The organism is Staphylococcus sp. TCBT05, assembly GCF_055179755.1.
Window position 1 is genome coordinate 672,944 of the sequence record NZ_JBUQDQ010000005.1, and the last position, 17,271, is coordinate 690,214.

Annotated in this window: 16 protein-coding genes; 11 read left to right on the forward strand and 5 right to left on the reverse strand. The window is 33.8% G+C overall.

Annotated elements, in window-relative coordinates; all coding sequences use genetic code 11:
- Positions 1-97 precede the first annotated feature (97 nt).
- Positions 98-520 carry a VOC family protein gene (locus ACY191_RS03015; protein WP_042740479.1) on the forward strand — a complete coding sequence of 141 codons (423 nt, stop codon included), beginning with the start codon at positions 98-100 and terminating at the stop codon, positions 518-520.
- 81 nt (positions 521-601) lie between these two features.
- Here the strand turns inward: ACY191_RS03015 and ACY191_RS03020 are convergent, their stop codons facing one another.
- Positions 602-1,483 carry a LysR family transcriptional regulator gene (locus ACY191_RS03020; protein ID WP_042740478.1) on the reverse strand — a complete coding sequence of 294 codons (882 nt, stop codon included), beginning with the start codon at positions 1,481-1,483 and terminating at the stop codon, positions 602-604.
- 106 nt (positions 1,484-1,589) lie between these two features.
- Between ACY191_RS03020 and ACY191_RS03025 the strand changes: the two genes are divergently transcribed.
- The 4 genes from ACY191_RS03025 to ACY191_RS03040 are packed head-to-tail and all read left to right on the forward strand — an operon-like array spanning position 1,590 to position 4,333.
- Entirely contained in the window at positions 1,590-2,183 is a 594-nt protein-coding gene (locus ACY191_RS03025; protein ID WP_042740477.1) for a UbiX family flavin prenyltransferase, read from the forward strand.
- Between the two features lie 16 nt (positions 2,184-2,199).
- The gene (locus ACY191_RS03030; protein WP_042740476.1) at positions 2,200-3,630 is read left to right on the forward strand and encodes a non-oxidative hydroxyarylic acid decarboxylases subunit C; all 1,431 of its coding nucleotides are present in this window, start codon (positions 2,200-2,202) and stop codon (positions 3,628-3,630) included.
- Between the two features lies 1 nt (position 3,631).
- Positions 3,632-3,859 (forward strand): non-oxidative hydroxyarylic acid decarboxylases subunit D, encoded by a 228-nt coding sequence (locus ACY191_RS03035; protein WP_042740475.1) that lies wholly within the window; start codon positions 3,632-3,634, stop codon positions 3,857-3,859.
- A 24-nt stretch (positions 3,860-3,883) separates the two neighbouring features.
- Positions 3,884-4,333 (forward strand): PNPOx family protein, encoded by a 450-nt coding sequence (locus ACY191_RS03040; RefSeq protein WP_133169671.1) that lies wholly within the window; start codon positions 3,884-3,886, stop codon positions 4,331-4,333.
- Positions 4,334-4,420: 87 nt separating this feature from the next.
- On the opposite strand, the gene ACY191_RS03045 is transcribed toward ACY191_RS03040, so the two are convergent.
- Positions 4,421-4,966, reverse strand: coding sequence for a helix-turn-helix domain-containing protein (locus ACY191_RS03045; protein WP_229366488.1), 546 nt, complete (start codon positions 4,964-4,966; stop codon positions 4,421-4,423).
- A gap of 88 nt (positions 4,967-5,054) precedes the next feature.
- On the opposite strand from ACY191_RS03045, the gene ACY191_RS03050 reads away from it, so the two are divergent.
- The 6 genes from ACY191_RS03050 (at position 5,055) to ACY191_RS03075 (ending at position 14,230) form a co-directional block, all read left to right on the forward strand.
- Complete coding sequence (locus ACY191_RS03050) at positions 5,055-6,239, forward strand: CynX/NimT family MFS transporter (RefSeq protein WP_042740472.1); 1,185 nt, start codon at positions 5,055-5,057, stop codon at positions 6,237-6,239.
- Between the two features lie 151 nt (positions 6,240-6,390).
- On the forward strand, positions 6,391-7,875 hold the full coding sequence (gene cls / locus ACY191_RS03055; protein ID WP_107579438.1) for a cardiolipin synthase: 1,485 nt from the start codon (positions 6,391-6,393) through the stop codon (positions 7,873-7,875).
- Between the two features lie 560 nt (positions 7,876-8,435).
- A complete protein-coding gene (gene gabR, locus ACY191_RS03060; RefSeq protein WP_229366489.1) occupies positions 8,436-9,821 on the forward strand; it encodes a MocR-like transcriptional regulator GabR in 1,386 nt (461 codons plus the stop codon).
- A 106-nt stretch (positions 9,822-9,927) separates the two neighbouring features.
- Positions 9,928-11,241: a 4-aminobutyrate--2-oxoglutarate transaminase gene (gene gabT, locus ACY191_RS03065; protein WP_042740469.1), complete on the forward strand. Its 1,314-nt coding sequence runs from the start codon at positions 9,928-9,930 to the stop codon at positions 11,239-11,241.
- 76 nt (positions 11,242-11,317) lie between these two features.
- Positions 11,318-12,694: an NAD-dependent succinate-semialdehyde dehydrogenase gene (locus tag ACY191_RS03070; RefSeq protein WP_229366490.1), complete on the forward strand. Its 1,377-nt coding sequence runs from the start codon at positions 11,318-11,320 to the stop codon at positions 12,692-12,694.
- 147 nt (positions 12,695-12,841) lie between these two features.
- A complete protein-coding gene (locus tag ACY191_RS03075) occupies positions 12,842-14,230 on the forward strand; it encodes an APC family permease (protein ID WP_107526849.1) in 1,389 nt (462 codons plus the stop codon).
- 177 nt (positions 14,231-14,407) lie between these two features.
- Here ACY191_RS03075 and ACY191_RS03080 read toward each other — a convergent pair whose 3' ends face one another.
- The 3 genes from ACY191_RS03080 to ACY191_RS03090 all read right to left on the reverse strand — a co-directional run bounded on the left by ACY191_RS03080 (position 14,408) and on the right by ACY191_RS03090 (position 16,987).
- Positions 14,408-14,587 (reverse strand): hypothetical protein, encoded by a 180-nt coding sequence (locus tag ACY191_RS03080; RefSeq protein ID WP_229366491.1) that lies wholly within the window; start codon positions 14,585-14,587, stop codon positions 14,408-14,410.
- A gap of 661 nt (positions 14,588-15,248) precedes the next feature.
- On the reverse strand, positions 15,249-16,139 hold the full coding sequence (locus ACY191_RS03085) for a fructose bisphosphate aldolase (RefSeq protein WP_042740466.1): 891 nt from the start codon (positions 16,137-16,139) through the stop codon (positions 15,249-15,251).
- Positions 16,140-16,267: 128 nt separating this feature from the next.
- The gene (locus tag ACY191_RS03090) at positions 16,268-16,987 is read right to left on the reverse strand and encodes a class I SAM-dependent methyltransferase (RefSeq protein ID WP_229366492.1); all 720 of its coding nucleotides are present in this window, start codon (positions 16,985-16,987) and stop codon (positions 16,268-16,270) included.
- Positions 16,988-17,271 lie beyond the last annotated feature (284 nt).

The following is a 17,271-nucleotide window of genomic DNA, read 5'->3' on the forward strand; positions in this document are numbered from 1 at the left end:
TTGGATAAATATTGGAAATATTAGGTGATTATTAATGTTAAATGGGTAAGGATATAATGCAACATTTAAAATAAATTATCACAAAGGAGTGGGTTTTATGTTGCAAAATGTCACACCATATTTATTTTTTAATGGAAACTGTAAAGAAGCGCTAGACTTTTATAGTAAAGCGTTAGACGGAAATATAAAGGGCATAATGACCTATGGCGAAGCTAATGAAACGTCAGCAGACGATCCAGACCGTATTATACATTCGCAATTAGATATTGATGGTCAAACATTTATGTTATCTGATATTCCGAAAAATGACCAAGCGGCTATAAAGGATAGAAATGTTTATATTGTATTAGAATTTGATAGTGAAGAAGCTGTAACAACGGCCTATGAGCAGTTAAAGGAAGACGCCCAAGTTTATATTGAACTTGCAGATATGTTTTGGGGTGCAAAATATGCCAAACTAGTTGATAAATACAATATTGGTTGGGATTTAAATTACACATATCCACAAAATGAACAATAAAATAATGAGATAACTAAGTTGACGGAAATCATGTTTTTGATTTCCGTCATTTTTGTGGTAATAGCATGATTGACCGTAATTTTAATCATCATGTTGATGTAGAAAAGCTTGTACCATTTTAGGGAGATAACTATTTTTACGCCAAATTAAATTAGTTGTTGTGGTCCATGGATGACCTTCAATTTCCTTTACTACATAATGATCTAAAATATCAGGCGTAATTGAATTATAAGGTAAGATGGTCACACCAAATCCTTTTGATAATATTTGCATTAATATTGATGAATCATGGCATTCGCACAATATATTTGCTGAAAGTTGATGAGCATGAAAAGTATTGAGTATCTGTTTGTGGAGTCCTGACTCTGTATCAGAGATTAATAAAACTAGTGGTAACTGAGCTAATACTTCTAATGAAATTATCTCTTCTGTTATATGTTGTGCTATGTTTTGAGGGATAATACATACACACTGGTCGGTGTGAATATGTTTGCTGTGTATAGTATTGTTTTGTATGGTTTCGTTGATATAAGCGATATCTAATTTTCGTTCATTTAAAAGTTTAATAATATTAATGCTATCAGATTCCCAAATGTTAAAACGAACATCTGTATATAGTTGTTTGAACTGTTCAATCTGTTCAAACATTTTATTTGAACTATATATTGTAGTACCGATAGCTAATGATTGCTCTACCTGCTCATGGAATTCTTGGGTCTCCATTACTGAATCATCTATTGTATTCAAGATGAGTTGTGCTTTATTAACAAAAAATCGCCCTTGATCAGTGAGTTGTACCTTTCTTTTCTTATTTCTTTCAAATAATTCAAATCCTAATTCTCTTTCCAAATCTTTTAATTGTCTACTTAAAGGCGGTTGAGCGATGTGTAATATCTCTGCTGCACTTGAGATACTCCCTGCTTTGGCAATTGCTAAAAAATAACGTAAATGTCTTAATTCCATTTTGCCACTCCTTTTAATACTCAAAAAGTATCTAATATATATTTAATATATATTTATTGTATTATAATATGTCGGTTTATACTAATGAATGAAAGGAGTCTTTTACATGAAATTGATAATAGGTATTTCCGGAGCTACGGGTGCAATATTTGGCATTCGTTTATTAGAAGTATTAAATCAGGTAGAAGATGTTGAAACGCATTTAGTATTGTCTAAGTGGGCTGTTACTACTATTGTTGAGGAAACAGAGTATAGCGTTGATGAAGTGAAATCAATAGCTGATTATTCTTATTCCCCAAGTGATTTAGGCGCTGCAATTTCTAGTGGATCTTTTAATATTGATGGCATGATTGTTGCTCCATGTAGTATGAAATCTTTAGCTTCAATAAGTTTAGGTCTTGCCGATAATCTTATTACTCGTGCGGCAGATGTCATATTGAAAGAGCGTAAACAATTATTATTGATGACTAGGGAAACACCACTTAATGCTATTCATCTAGAACATATGCTAAAACTATCGCAAATGGGTGTATCTATTTTTCCTCCAATGCCCGCATTTTACAATCATCCTTTAGATTTAAATGAAATGATAGATCATATTGTATTTCGATTATTATCTCAATTTAACATTCATCAATTGCCTGAAGATAAAATATGGACAGGTTTTAAAAAGAGAAATTTAAAAAGAGCTATAACATAAAGAAAGGAAGTTAATAATGGCATATCAAGATTTAAGAGGATTTTTAAAAGTATTAGAAAAAGAACAGCAGTTAGTTAAAATAACTGATGAAGTTATGCCTGAACCGGATTTAAGTGCTATAGGGCGTAATGCACCGGATTTAGATAGTGCGCCAGCTGTACTAGTAGAGAATGTTAGAGGTTATCATACGCCAGTAGTATTAAATGTACATGGAAGTTGGCAAAATCATGCATTGATGTTGAATTTACCTAAAAATACTTCCATTAAGGATCAGTTTTTTGCTTTAAAAGAAAAATGGGAAAAATATCCAATTAAGCCAAAATGGATTGAACGAGAGCAATCCCCAGTTAAAGAGAACATAATTTCAGAGGAAGACGGAATTAACTTATTTGATGTATTACCTTTATTCAGAATCAATGAATATGATGCAGGTTATTATTTATCAAAAGCCTTGATTGTGAGTAAAGATCCAGATAAACCAGATAATTATGAAGAACAAAACGCAGGAACTTATCGTGTTCAAGTTAAAGGAAAGGATAAGGTAGGTATACAACCTTTACCATTTCATGACATTGCAGTGCATTTACAACATGCTGAAGAACGTGATGAACCATTACCGATTGCTATTTGTTTAGGTAATGATCCTGTACTTAGTTTTATGGCTAGTACTCCAATTGAATACGTACAATCCGAATATGATTTTGCTGGGGCACTTAAAGGTGAACCTATTGAATTAACAAAAACGGAAGACGGTCATTTAGACATACCTGCGAGAAGTGAAATTGTTTTGGAAGGTTATATTGAACCACGAAAACGTGAGATTGAAGGACCATTTGGTGAGTTTCCAGGTAGTTATTCTGGATCAAGACAACAACCAGTAGTTAAAATTACAAAAATCACTCATAGAGATAATCCTATTTTTGAAAATTTATATCTTGGTATGCCATGGACTGAAATTGATTATCTAATTGCTTTGAATACGAGCTTACCATTATATAAACAACTTAAAAGGGATTTTCCAGAGGTAGAAGCAGTTAACGCAATGTATACACATGGTATCGGCGCAATAGTTTCAACAAAATCAAGACTTGGTGGCTATGGGAAAGCTGTAGCAATGCGTTTGCTATCAACACCACATGGCATGCCTTACACAAAAATTGCCATTATTGTAGATGAGTTTGTTGATCCATTTAATTTAGAGCAAGTAATGTGGGCATTAACAACCAGAGTGAGACCCGATAAAGACGTATTTAAAGTACCACATGCTCCGGGCATGCCTTTAGATCCATCTTCAGAACCGGCTGGTATGCATACAAAGTTAGTAATTGATGCTACAACACCTGTAGGGGCTGATAAGGCACGCGATACTGAATTGCTAGGTACACCAGAAGATACTGATAAATGGAGAGAAATTTTAGATAATATGGTGAATAGGAAGGAAGATTAATATGATTTGTCCAAGATGTGAATCGAAAAGTGTGAATTTATTAACTAAGGCGCCTAAAGATGATGCATGGGAAGTTTATATTTGTGATACTTGTACATTCTCATGGCGTAATACAGAAAGTGAACACATCACTAATCCAGAAAAATATAATCCCGATTTTAAATTAAGACCAGAGACATTTACGCAGCTAGATCAAATACCGCCTATCCCAAATTTGAAAGGTAAGTAATAGGAGGTAATAGAGTATATGGTTATGCCCAAAATAGTCTATAAATTATTTAATGGAAGTCATTTAGAGGAAAAACAAGATATAGTGTTCATCTTTCAGACTGTAACCATTGACGGATACCCACATACGGCAATGCTAAGTGTAGGAGAAATTGTTGCAATTGATATGGAACATTTGCGCTTTGCATTGTGGCCAAATACTACAACAGTACAAGGATTACGCTTAAATGGTAAAGCGAACATTGTATTTGTTTATGATCAACAAGTTTATTATATTGAACTAAGTGTTCGAGAATATCAATCACAATATGAGGGGAATGATGATAGGCTAAAATTTGAAGGTGAAATTCGCAATATAAAGATAGATAGTGCAAAGTATGCGGATATAACTTCAGGTATATCCATTCAATTGCGTAATCCTAAAGACACTGTATTACGTTGGCGAGCAACAGTAACTGAGTTACTACATGATTAATTAAACATACAATAAGACATTTCAAGTAATTAGTGAAAGTCTTATTGTATGTTTATTTTTGTTTTAAAGAACTAAGTCGAAGCGGGTTTATTGATAATAAATTGTAGCAGTGAAATTCACAGGTGTGTCTTGTGGGTTTCTGTATGTGTGTGGTACATCACTTTTGAATCGTAAGGCTTGATTATGGTTAATTGAATATATTTGGTTATTTACTTCGATTTCTAGTACACCAGTATTAACGATAATGTATTCTTCTGAATGTTGATGGTGTGCTGCAGAAGTCATTTTGCCGTTACCTTGTATTTCCATTTTGAACATTTCAAATTTTTTATGCTCATCATAAGGAAAATATGGATAAATTGTTACTTTATCATCTTTGATTGGGATAATATCTGTTTCATCGATAAAGTCGATATCATTCTCACTTTCGGCAGTGAGCTGAGATAAAGACAAATGTAGGCCGTTAGCAATTTTCCATAAAGTAGTGATGGTCGGATTAGAAACACCTTTTTCAATTTGACTTAGCATGTTTTTACTAACACCAGTTAGCGTAGATAGCTTCTCTAAACTAAGTTGGTGGCGTTTGCGGTAATTGGCAATGTTTTGTGCCACTATATTTTGAATATTATACACTTCAATCGCTCCTATTTACAATATTACGTACGTATTGTACCATATAGTGTGTTGTTTTTAAAAAATATCTCTACTAAAGGTGGTTTAAATGGATAAGAGTCGTTCATTACAACCGTTTAATTGGTTGTTATTTATAAGTGTATTACTAGTGGGCGCTAATCTGAGGGCGCCAATCACCTCAGTAGGTGTAGCATTACCCAATATAAAAGAAGATTTGATGTTATCAAATAGTGCAGTAAGTGTAATCACTGTAGTACCGTTATTATCATTTGCAGTTATTTCGTTAGTTGCTGCTAAAACAAGCTATCGATTCGGTTTGGAACAGACCATATTTGGAGCATTGTGTCTTATCTTTATAGGCGTGGTAGTACGTTCGATCACAGGTGTATCTTGGCTGTACATAGGGACTATACTCATCGGTATTGGTGTAGGTTTCGGTAATGTACTCGCACCAGCAGTTATAAAGACCAAGTTTCCGCTACGTATTGGTATTATGACTGGTTATTATACCGTTGTAATGAATGTATTTGGTGGACTGTCTTCGTATACAACTGCACCACTCGTAAAGACGTTTAATTATAATATTGCTTTAGGTCTCATAGGAATTGTAACCCTGATAACAATAGTGATTTGGTCAGTACAATTAAAGGGGAAGGAACAATTAACTAAGACATATAATGAAAGTAATATTAATGTATGGAAATCACCATTATCATGGCAAATAACTATATTGATGGGCGGACAATCACTCATCTTCTATTCATTAATAAATTGGATGCCGGTATATCTATCGCAAAGTGGTTTATCCGTACATGAGGCAGGACTGTATTTATCTGTAATGCAGATTGCTATCATACCATTTACCTTTATAACACCAATATTTGCTACAAAAATGAAGTCACAGTTTGGCCTAACATGCTTTACAGGTATATTATTTGTGATTGGTGTAGCAATTATGTTGTTTATACCTAAGTATGCAATTGTTTCTACTATACTCATAGGTGTAGCTGGTGGCCTTGCTTTTGGATTAGTTAATACGTTCTTTAGTTTGAGAACAGAAGAAGGACAAACTGCAGCGAAATTGTCAGGTATGGCGCAATCTATTGGTTATCTATTTGCAGCACTAGGTCCATTGTTATTTGGTATCCTACATGATATGACAGGAGAATGGTATGCCTCATTAGCTATTCTATTAATTACAGCTATTGGCTTAACGTTATTTGGTTCTCAAGCAGGGCGAAACCGTACGATTGAACAGTCACTAAAAAAATAGCTTGGATGATTAATCTTGCTCCTATATACAGATATAGCAATTTCTTGCTTATTATTAGTAACTAATATTGAAAATAGCATGGTTTATGATTTAAAGTAATGGGGAAAGTTAATCAATATTTTATTAAAGACTTAGACCACGGGGTGAAATTATGCAGTTAATATTTGATGCTAGTGTTAGTCCGATTTATCGCGGTGTGCTCGCATTTTTCTTTGTGATGAATATAGTGCTTGCACTTATTATCGTATTTTTAGATAGAGACCGTAGAGATGCGACAGCAACATGGGCATGGTTATTCTTATTATTTGTAATGCCTATCTTAGGATTTATAGCATATATATTCTTTGGACGTGCTGTTAGGAAAAAAAGGGAAAAAGGCTTCCAACATAATCAAATAGATGATGCTTTAGAACGAGTTAAGAAACAATTAGACGATTCAACGAACCATATCGAAAATTCAGATAATCCGATTGTCAGAAAGCATGCGGATATTGCACAAACACTCATGACTAAAGAACCTTCGTTTTTAAGTAACAATAATAAAGTTGAAATTTTTACGGATGGTCATGAATTATATCGACAAATGAAAGAGGACTTGCGCAATGCACAAACATATATTCATATGGAATACTATGTTTTAGAACTTGATGGGCTCGGCACGGAAATTATCGATATACTTGAAGAAAAATTAGAACAGGGTCTAGAAGTTAAATTATTATATGATGCAGTCGGTTCTAAGACAGTTCATAAATCTAATTTCAAGAAGTTTCAACAGCTTGGTGGGCAGGTTGAAGCATTTTTCCAAGCTAAAATTCCATTCATAAACTTTAGAGTAAATAACCGTAACCATCGTAAGATTGTAGTTATTGACGGTCAAATGGGTTATGTAGGTGGATTTAATATTGGTGACGAATATCTTGGTTTGAATGATAAATTTGGTTATTGGAGAGACACTCACTTAAAAGTTAGAGGCGATGGTGTCGATGCATTGCAATTGAGCTTTATACATGATTGGAATTCACAAGCTAAACGTGAACAATTAGAGTATAATGACAAATATTTCCCAGATAATGCTAATCAAGGTGGCGACGTATCGATGCAAATGGCAGTGAGTGCACCGAGTGATAATTGGCATCAAATTGAATTTGGCTATATGAAGATGATTATGAATGCGAAGAAATCAATTTACATGCATAGCCCGTACTTTATTCCGGACAAAGGTTATATTAATGCACTACGAATCGCCGCCAAGTCGGGTGTCGATGTACAATTAATTATTCCTAATAAGCCTGATCACATGTTTGTATATTGGGCAACCATTACGAGTGTCGCACAATTGATTAGAGATGGTGTTAAGGTTTATACCTATGAAAATGGCTTTATTCATTCTAAGATGATGATTATTGACGACGAAGTATCAAGTGTGGGTTCTTCAAATATGGATATACGCAGTTTTGAATTAAACTTTGAAATTAATGCCTTTATGTATGATGAAAATGTTGCTAAACAATTGAAGGAAGCATTTTTTGAAGATTTAAAGGTATCTAAAGCTTTAACAATTGAAAGATATGAACAACGTTCAAATTGGATTAAATTCAAACAATCCATTGCTAAATTAGCATCACCAATTCTTTAAGCTGTACATAGTGTATAGGATTGCTGCAACAGATTTGATTTAGTTCATATGCGCTAAAAAGTATTCATCTTCTTAGCTATGCTTTGAGATGGAAGATGAAATATTTGTTTGAAAGCATGCATTGTTATTGTGAAAAACTTCGATAATGAAATAATTTGAGATATAAATGATGGAGAAACAACCACCCCGAAAGATAGAATCTTTCGGGGTGGTTGTCGTTATAATAAAACTGAGTATTGTTAACCTTCATTGACCTAAGGCATTGGGTCATTCCCTTGACCTCGACATGCATCCTTATAGCTCAACAGTCTCACACAATACTTAGCTGTTGAAAGTGACAACAATAACGAAGTAAGTTACTTTTTACTATTCAATCAATGTAATTAAAGCAACGTCTGTCCAATTTCGGGAGCATTTGTCCTTTTTCACTATCTTATTCAATTCCTTTTTTACTCAAACAATTTTCCAAAATGTGTTAAAGCATTTATATTTATTTATCAATGTATTCTAACTATGTGTATAATTGTTTAATTATAAGGTATTTCAAGGGGAGGATTTGTATGCAAGGTGAAACAAATCAATATATTTATCGGCAAATTTATACGCGATTAAAGGAAGATATTTTATCCTTTAAATATGAAAGTCACGAAAAGTTGCCATCTAAAAGGGGAATGGCAGAAACTTTAAATGTAAGTGTTAACAGTGTGAAATCAGCATATGAACAGTTATTAGCAGAAGGTTATATATATGCCAAAGAACGTAAGGGTTATTTTATCGAACCGCTAGATCAACTTATTGTTGACCCAGATGCACAAAAGACATTAGGGCAGTATAAAGAAGGCAAGCCACAATTATATGAATATTCCTTTTCTCATATGAGCACGGATATGTCTGAATTTCCGGTAGATGTTTGGACTAAGTTACTGAAACGTGTATTTGATAATTATGAATATTACTTATCAGCAATTCCAAATATTAAGGGGCCGATTGAATTACGTCAATCAATTGCTAAACTCGTTTCTTATCAACGAGGTATCCAGTGTCATCCAGAACAAATTATTATAGGATCTGGCACAAACACTTTGTTGAAACGCTTAATGCAACTGTTACCTACTGAGGTGAAAATTGGCGTCGAAAATCCAGGATATTCTAGATTCCGTAATTTGTTAAATGAAGGAGGAACAACAACAATTCCACTTGAATTGGATGGAAAAGGTATATCCATTAATCAAATTAATGCAACACAACCAGATGCAGTTATTGTGACACCATCACACCAATTTCCGACTGGTATTATCATGCCTGTCTCGAGAAGAATTGATTTATTGAATTGGGCGAGTACAACCAATAGTTATATTATAGAAGATGATTATGATAGTGAGTTCAAATATCAGACAGATAATATTCCGTCATTATATAGCTTTGATAAAAATGAAAGTGTGATATATTTGGGGACATTTTCAAAAACATTGATGCCAGGATTAAGACTGAGTTATATGATTCTACCACCTGCACTTGTGCAAAAATTTGAAACGCATAACTTCGATATGATACCTGATTTTTCTATGTTAAATGCACTGACACTTAATCTTATGATTAAAGAAGGATATTATGAAAAGTACGTGAAAAAGATGCACCAGCACTATGGCAGAAAAAGAGAGCAATTAATAGTAGCGTTACAACAAGCATTTCAAGATAAGGTGAATATTAAAGATACCGAAGCGGGATTGCATTTTATGATTGATGTGAAATCACCATTTACATATGAGGAAATAGAGCAACGTGCTAAAGAGGCCAAGTTAGAATTATATACGATTAATCGTTTCATTGTGAAAGCGCTTAAAGAAAATAATGGTGTTAAAACGTTGATTATAGGGTTTTCAAAAATAAAGATTGAACAGCTTGATGACGCGGTTCGTTGTCTTAAAAAAGTATTGCTCGGTTAAACTGGTTCCATTATTTTATAAAAAACTGGTACTTTACACAATACCAACTATATTTTAAATTTTTAGATAACGATAATACTTTATCGAAAGGTTAAGGGGGCTAATTATGACTGAACAATTCGAATATTATAAGACAATACGTGAACAATATGTAGCTAGAGGGGTAGGAAACGGTAATTTACATGTAGCAGATACAGCAAGTGGCGCAACGATTAAAGATATCGAAGGCAATACTTTTATTGATTTTGCAGGTGCAATTGGCACATTAAATGTTGGTCACACACACCCTGAGATTACGAAACACTTAAAGGAACAATTAGATAAATTTATACATCCTGGTTTTAATGTCATTATGTATGAAAGTTACTTAAAATTAGCACAAAAATTAGCAGAAATTACACCAGGTAACTTTGCTAAAAAGAGCATTCTTTTAAATTCTGGCGCAGAAGCAGTGGAAAACGCCGTGAAGATAGCTAGAAAATATACTGGCAGACAAGCAGTAGTTTCATTCGTTAGAGGGTTTCATGGACGAACAAATTTGACAATGTCTATGACGAGTAAGGTTAGACCATACAAGTATGGTTTTGGTCCATTTGCGCCTGAAGTATATCAAGCACCCTATCCAAATGTTTCAGAAAAGCCTAATACACTTTCTAATGCAGAATACGTAGATCAAGTTATTCAAAAGTTACATGATTTCTTTATTGAAACAGTAGATCCTAGTGAAGTTGCTTGTATTGTTATGGAGCCTGTACAAGGTGAGGGTGGATTTATAATTCCGGATCGTAAATTTGTGCAGGCTGTGAAAGCAATTTGTGAGTCTAACGGTATTGTATTTGTGGCAGATGAGATTCAAACAGGTTTTGCAAGAACAGGTAAAACCTTTGCAATAGAGCACTTTGACGTTGAACCAGATTTAATGACAGTTTCCAAATCATTAGCGGCAGGATTTCCACTCAGTGGTGTTGTAGGTAAAGCGGAAATAGTGGATAGCGCAAACCCAGGTGAATTAGGAGGTACGTATGCTGGTAATCCGTTAGCATGTGAAGCCGCATTAAAAGTTATCGAAATTATTGAAAAAGAACAACTTAATGAAAAAGCAGAGACATTAGGTCATAATATCGAACAATTCTTACAAGAATTAACGCACACTTATGACAGTATTGGTCCAATTAGACGACTAGGTGCAATGGTAGCAATGGAGATTATTAATCCAGAAACAGGAGAACCTGACAAAGTACTTACAAGCAAAATAGTAAAAACGGCAAATGAGCACGGCTTGCTATTATTGTCTGCAGGTATAAAAGGGAATGTCATTCGTTTCTTGGCCCCATTAGTAATTACTGATGATGAGTTAAACACTGGGTTAAAGATCTTACAAGATGCATTTGCAAAAGTAGCCTCTACACAACCATCGTAAAGCAGTAAAATATTTTTCAAAAAGGGTATGGCATAGTAGTGCTATGAAATTATTTTATCAAGAGGAGAGATTCAAAATGACACAATTAGATGTATTGAACCCTGCTACAAATGAAGTCATCGAAAGTATAGACTATACAAGCCATGAAGACATTGATGCAAAGATTGAACGTGCATACAATGCGTTTCAAACATGGCGGTTTGTCGATGCACATGAGCGCTCAGCAAAATTATTTAAATGGGCTGAATTAATAGATGAACATCAAGATGAATTAGCGAAATTAGTAACACTTGAAGGTGGTAAACCATTAGCTGAAGCTAAAGGTGAAATTGTATATGCTAATTCATATGTGAAATGGTATGCAGAAGAAGCCAAACGTGTATATGGTCGTACAATACCAGCAAATACTTCATCAAAAAAGATTGTCGTTGATAAATTCCCAGTTGGCGTTGTAGGTGCAATTACACCATGGAATTTTCCTGCAGCTATGATTACTCGAAAAATGGCACCAGCATTAGCGGCTGGATGTACGATTGTTTGTAAACCCGCAGTTAAAACACCATTAACAACAATTAAGTTAGTGGAACTAGCACATGAGGCAGGTATACCAGAAGATGCCATTTCTTATATTATCGCTTCAGGTAGAGATGCAGGAGACATCTTCACTAAACATCCAAGAATTAATAAAGTAACATTTACAGGTTCTACTGGTGTTGGTAAAAAGTTAATCGAACAATCTGCTGACACAGTTAAAAATGCGACGATGGAACTAGGTGGATTGGCACCGTTTATCGTGCACAAAGACGCTGATATAGATGCTGCAGTGGATGGGACGATTGCTTCTAAATTTAGAAATGCTGGTCAAACGTGTATTTGTGCTAATAGAATTTTTGTGCATAAAGCGATTGCGGATGAATATGTTCAAAAACTTACTGATAAAGTGCATGCATTAACTATTGGTAATGGATTGGAAGAAGTAGATATTGGACCATTGATCGATAATGAAGCAGTAGAAAAAGTCTTAACACATATTACAGATTGTGAAGCGAAGGGTGCAACGTTATCAAGAAGTATTGACGAAATTAAATCACTTGGCGGTAATTTCTTAAAGCCAGTCGTCATTTCCAATGCAACATTAGAGATGAAACCGATGTTCGAAGAAACCTTTGGTCCGATAGCGCCAGTAATGACATATGAAGATTTAGATGAAGTTATTGGCATCGCAAATGATACTGAATTTGGGTTAGCATCGTATTTCTTCACTAATGATTATCGAACAGGCTTGAAATTATTTAGTGAACTTGACTATGGTGTGATTGGATGGAATGACGGTGGTCCTTCTGCTGCACATGCGCCATTTGGTGGTCTAAAAGAAAGTGGATATGGTCGAGAAGGTGGAACAGAGGGCATTGAGCCTTACTTAGAAACTAAATATTTATCAGTTGGATTATAGATTACATTTTAAAATTTTGTAGTAACAACTACTTTATTAGCATTAATGTAGTTTGAATGTGAATAGGTTGGAGTGACATGCAAAATTTAGGTCATTTCAACCTATTCTCACATATTAAATTTTAAATTCATTAAAAGGGGTATGCTGATGAAATCACAATTTAATAAAACAATGAATGTAGTAGATGTCTTATTTTTAGCGATAGGCGCCATGTTAGGATGGGGATGGGTTGTTTTATCTGGAGAATGGGTGTCAACTGCAGGCTTTGTTGGTAGTATTATCGCATTTGTCATTGGTGGTATATTGGTCATCGTGATCGGTTTAACATATGCAGAACTTGCTTCTGCAATCCCGGAAACAGGAGGTGGTTTTGTATTTGTAAAGAAGGCATTTTCACCGGGGATTGCATTTATTTCAGGTTGGTCTGTACTATTTGGTTATGTTTCAGTGATTACATTTGAAGCGGTGGCACTGCCTACCGTTATTGACTATGTCATCCCATTTAAACATCAAGGTTTGATGTGGAACATTGCAGGATGGGATGTTTATTTTACATGGGTGTTAATTGGATCTGTAGGTAGCATTATATTAACATCATTAAATTACTTTGGTGTAAAACCAGCTGCAATTATGCAAACCGTCTTTACTATTTTTATTGTTGCAGTAGGTCTATTGCTCGTATTTGGTGCAGGATTTAACGGTAACTTTAGTCATTTAACACCATTTGAAAATGGACTTGGTGGTACGATGTCAGTCCTTATGATGATCCCATTTTTATTTGTTGGGTTTGATGTTATTCCACAGATTGCCGAGGAGGTTAAGGCACCTTCTAAGAAAATTGGAGGTATTTTAATATTATCCATTATCGCCTCTGTGATTTTCTATTTATTAATTGTCTTTGGTGTAGCTGCTGGACTATCGCCAAAAGCACTTACGACAAGTAATTTGGCAACTGCTGATGCAATGGTTAATCTTTTTGGACACAGTGGCTTTGGGGTGTTACTTGTATTAGGTGGTGTCGCAGGTATTATTACTAGTTGGAATGCTTTTATTATAGGTGGTAGTCGTATCTTATATGCAATGGCAAATAATGGTATGATTCCCAAATGGTTTGCTTATATTCATCCTAAATATAAAACACCAACACACGGTATTATCTTTTTAGGAGTACTTGCCTTTGTAGCACCACTTCTTGGACGTCCAGCATTAGTTTGGATTGTCAATGCAGGCGGTATCGGAGTAGTATTAGGATACTTATTAGTAGCGATTTCATTTATTAAACTACGTAAATCACAGCCAGATTTAAAACGTCCATATCATATTAGAAATGGTATGTTTGTCGGTATAGTGGCCATTGTTTTAAGTGTGGGATTCTTATTAATTTATATGCCTGGAATGCCTTCTTCACTTGCTTGGCCATCAGAATGGTTGATTGTTATAGCTTGGTATTTAATTGCACTCGTATTATACATGACACAAGGTAGTCGTAAACACAGTGATGAGCATGTAGCATTTACGAAAAATCAAGAGCAATAGTAGCTTTGATAGGAATTGAATCATAGAAAAAGTCGATTGAGCAATGAGTTCAATCGACTTTTTCGTGTTATTATAATTATTTATGCTGACTTAATTATCGTAACTAATATTTTTGTTGTACTGTTATGAAATTCTTATAACCCTATAAAATTCAATATCTTTCTTTGGTTGTATGTTTTATTTGCCTTTATTAAGATTCAAATGTTGAGTTATAGATTTCATTTTAAATATAATGGTTTCTATAGTTTGTTCGCCGCTAAACACATAACTAAAATCATGACCGGATTTGCTATATTTATGAAAAGTGGCTAGCTTATACTCAGAGTCATATTCTATGGTGTAAAACGTTTTATTCATAAATGAAATACCTCCTTATTAATAATTTTGAAACAAGAAGTTAGTTCAACATTATAACAATTAGTTATTTATATGTCGGGGAAAATGAAAGTTAGAAAAAATTAAATTGCTAATAGTAAAAATTGAATGACTCATCACTACTGTTTAATATGATTGAACAAATGAATTAATAGGAGGGAATACATTTTTAATAAAATATTAACTAGTAAAAGTTTGTTTATTTTGTATTTGAAGTTAATTCATTTTGCTATATTTTTACTTAATAGTTATAAATATTTACTATTGTTCATAAAAGGATATTAAAAAATTAAATATTTAGATAAGATTATAATTGAGCCTCATAAGAAAAAATTGCTCTCTTTTTAACTGAGGCTCTCAAAGATTCTTCCACATCAGCATTTTTGCCACCCTTCGGGGTGGTTTTAGATTAAAACAGAGTTATTTAAATAATATATAAACTAAAAAACATATATTGAAATTTAAATTCTAGAAAAAAGCCATCGTTAAAAGATTAATAAATCTTTTAACGATGGCTTTTTCGTATGAATCTGAACTATTTATGTCTCAAACAGAACGCATATTTAAAATTGTCTATTGATTTACAGTGCTTTTCATTTCCTGGGAAATGAGTATAGACAATCAATAGTTTGCAGTTCAACGATTAACCTTTATTAACTGATGCATCATAGATAGAATCGATTGTGTCACCTAAAACTTTATCGAACTCTTCATCTGATTGATTTACATTTAGATCATTGATTAATGCACGAGAGAAGCTTGCAATTAAACCATTATTTTGTTTAAGTAATGCATTAGCATCCTCTCTACTATATCCACCAGATAGAGCAACAACACGTACTACGTTTGGGTGATTGATTAATGATTCATATTGATTTGCATTTGTAGGAATTGATAATTTCAACATCACTAATTGATCTTCTGTTAAGTTGTCTAACTCTTTAGCGATTGCTTCTGCTAAATAAGCTTCGATTTCTGCCTTGTCTTCAGAGTGAATATTAACCTCTGGTTCAATAATTGGTACAAGGCCTGCAGCAATTATTTGTTTAGCAATATCAAATTGTTGTTTAACAACTGAATCTATACCATCTTTGTTGAATTTAAGGATATTTGAACGCATTTTTGTACCGAAAATCTTATGATCATTAGCACGGCTTAATAATGCATCTAAATCAGGAATAGGTTTCATAACTTGTACACCATCTTGTTCGTCAGCCAAACCTTTATCAACTTTCAAGAATGGTACAATTCCTTTGTCAGCTAAGTAATCTCCAGTATGCTTACCTTCGACTTCACGATCCATCGTTTGTTCGAAAAGAATAGCCCCTACAATTTTATCTGAAGTGAAGGCAGGTGATGAAACGATACGTGTACGCATATCGTGAACAAGTTTAAACATTTCGTCTTCACTATTATATTGATCTTCAGTAACGCCATAATCACTAAGCGCTTTAGGTGTGCTGCCGCCACTTTGGTCTAATGCAGCGATGAAGCCTTTACCATTTTTTACTTTATCCAATTGTTCTTTGTTCATTCTTACCACTCCTTTTACTTATTTCAACTATAGTATGATAAAAATTGTGTTAGAACGCAAGCCGTTAACACTTTGATACGGTAACTGTCATAAAATATCCACGAACTGTAATAACTTTAACTTTAAAGTCAGGATTTTGTGACGGCAATTAAAAATATAGGGGTAGGATTATAAAATTGATCTTGCTCTTGATAAATACGTTGGTAAACAGTTTCATCGACATGAATAGATGATAAACCAAGTTGTGTTAAAACCGTTTGGTCATAATGAGGGCGACGGTATGAATTGATTGCGATTCCGTTCTTTAATGTTTCACTTTCATGAAGCATTTGTTCACCTAGTTTATGATGTGCATGATCATTAGGAATGTCACTATAAGATTCAAAGGATGTATTACCGTAATCTGCATCAATGTTAATTAATGTACCGTCTACTTTTAACACACGTAACCATTCTGAATATGCCTTGGCAGTATTAGGCAATAACCAGGTCACATTTCGCGCAATAACAAGATCGAACGTGCAATCTTCAAACAATAATTGTTCTGCATCCATAACTTCAAATGTGACTTGCTGATTGAATTTTTGCTTATTCTCTTGAGCAGCTTTAATCATATCTGGGGAAAGGTCGATACCACATACAGTTCCGCCTGCTTGAGCACAAAGAATTGCTAAAAATCCTGCTCCAGTTCCAATATCTAAAATACGCATGCCGGGTTTTATTTTTTTAATTCTACTTATTTCATTGAGCCATTTTTGGGCATGGTGACTTTCTAATTCGGCTACTTTATCAGTGCTAAATGATGCGGCGCGTTTATCCCAATAATTAATAATATTTTTTTTGGTCATTGTAAGCTCCTTTAATTTTAATAATTATCTGTCTTTCTTCTATTATATAGTATTGGTATAAAAATGTTTGTTTATAGAATTACTTTTAAATAGGGTGAATCATACTGTTATTTTGACTGTCAGTTATAGAATAATTAAGTCATAAAATTCATGCGCTATTCTATGAGTTATTATTTGTTGATAGGGGCTAATTTATTAAAATATTCTGTTTTTTTATGCCGTAAAATAAAAAAATATAAACAAATATTTATACGTAATAAGTGCATAAAAATACACAATGTTAA

Bases quoted from the DNA above. Each gene is read 5' to 3' on its own strand.
- ACY191_RS03090 (WP_229366492.1), bottom strand. From the start codon at position 16,987: ATGACCAAAAAAAATATTATTAATTATTGGGATAAACGCGCCGCATCA.
- ACY191_RS03085 (WP_042740466.1), bottom strand. From the start codon at position 16,139: ATGAACAAAGAACAATTGGATAAAGTAAAAAATGGTAAAGGCTTCATC.
- ACY191_RS03025 (WP_042740477.1), top strand. From the start codon at position 1,590: ATGAAATTGATAATAGGTATTTCCGGAGCTACGGGTGCAATATTTGGC.
- ACY191_RS03020 (WP_042740478.1), bottom strand. From the start codon at position 1,483: ATGGAATTAAGACATTTACGTTATTTTTTAGCAATTGCCAAAGCAGGG.
- ACY191_RS03080 (WP_229366491.1), bottom strand. From the start codon at position 14,587: ATGAATAAAACGTTTTACACCATAGAATATGACTCTGAGTATAAGCTA.
- ACY191_RS03050 (WP_042740472.1), top strand. From the start codon at position 5,055: ATGGATAAGAGTCGTTCATTACAACCGTTTAATTGGTTGTTATTTATA.
- gabR (WP_229366489.1), top strand. From the start codon at position 8,436: ATGCAAGGTGAAACAAATCAATATATTTATCGGCAAATTTATACGCGA.
- ACY191_RS03040 (WP_133169671.1), top strand. From the start codon at position 3,884: ATGCCCAAAATAGTCTATAAATTATTTAATGGAAGTCATTTAGAGGAA.
- cls (WP_107579438.1), top strand. From the start codon at position 6,391: ATGCAGTTAATATTTGATGCTAGTGTTAGTCCGATTTATCGCGGTGTG.
- ACY191_RS03070 (WP_229366490.1), top strand. From the start codon at position 11,318: ATGACACAATTAGATGTATTGAACCCTGCTACAAATGAAGTCATCGAA.
- ACY191_RS03030 (WP_042740476.1), top strand. From the start codon at position 2,200: ATGGCATATCAAGATTTAAGAGGATTTTTAAAAGTATTAGAAAAAGAA.
- gabT (WP_042740469.1), top strand. From the start codon at position 9,928: ATGACTGAACAATTCGAATATTATAAGACAATACGTGAACAATATGTA.
- ACY191_RS03035 (WP_042740475.1), top strand. From the start codon at position 3,632: ATGATTTGTCCAAGATGTGAATCGAAAAGTGTGAATTTATTAACTAAG.
- ACY191_RS03075 (WP_107526849.1), top strand. From the start codon at position 12,842: ATGAAATCACAATTTAATAAAACAATGAATGTAGTAGATGTCTTATTT.
- ACY191_RS03015 (WP_042740479.1), top strand. From the start codon at position 98: ATGTTGCAAAATGTCACACCATATTTATTTTTTAATGGAAACTGTAAA.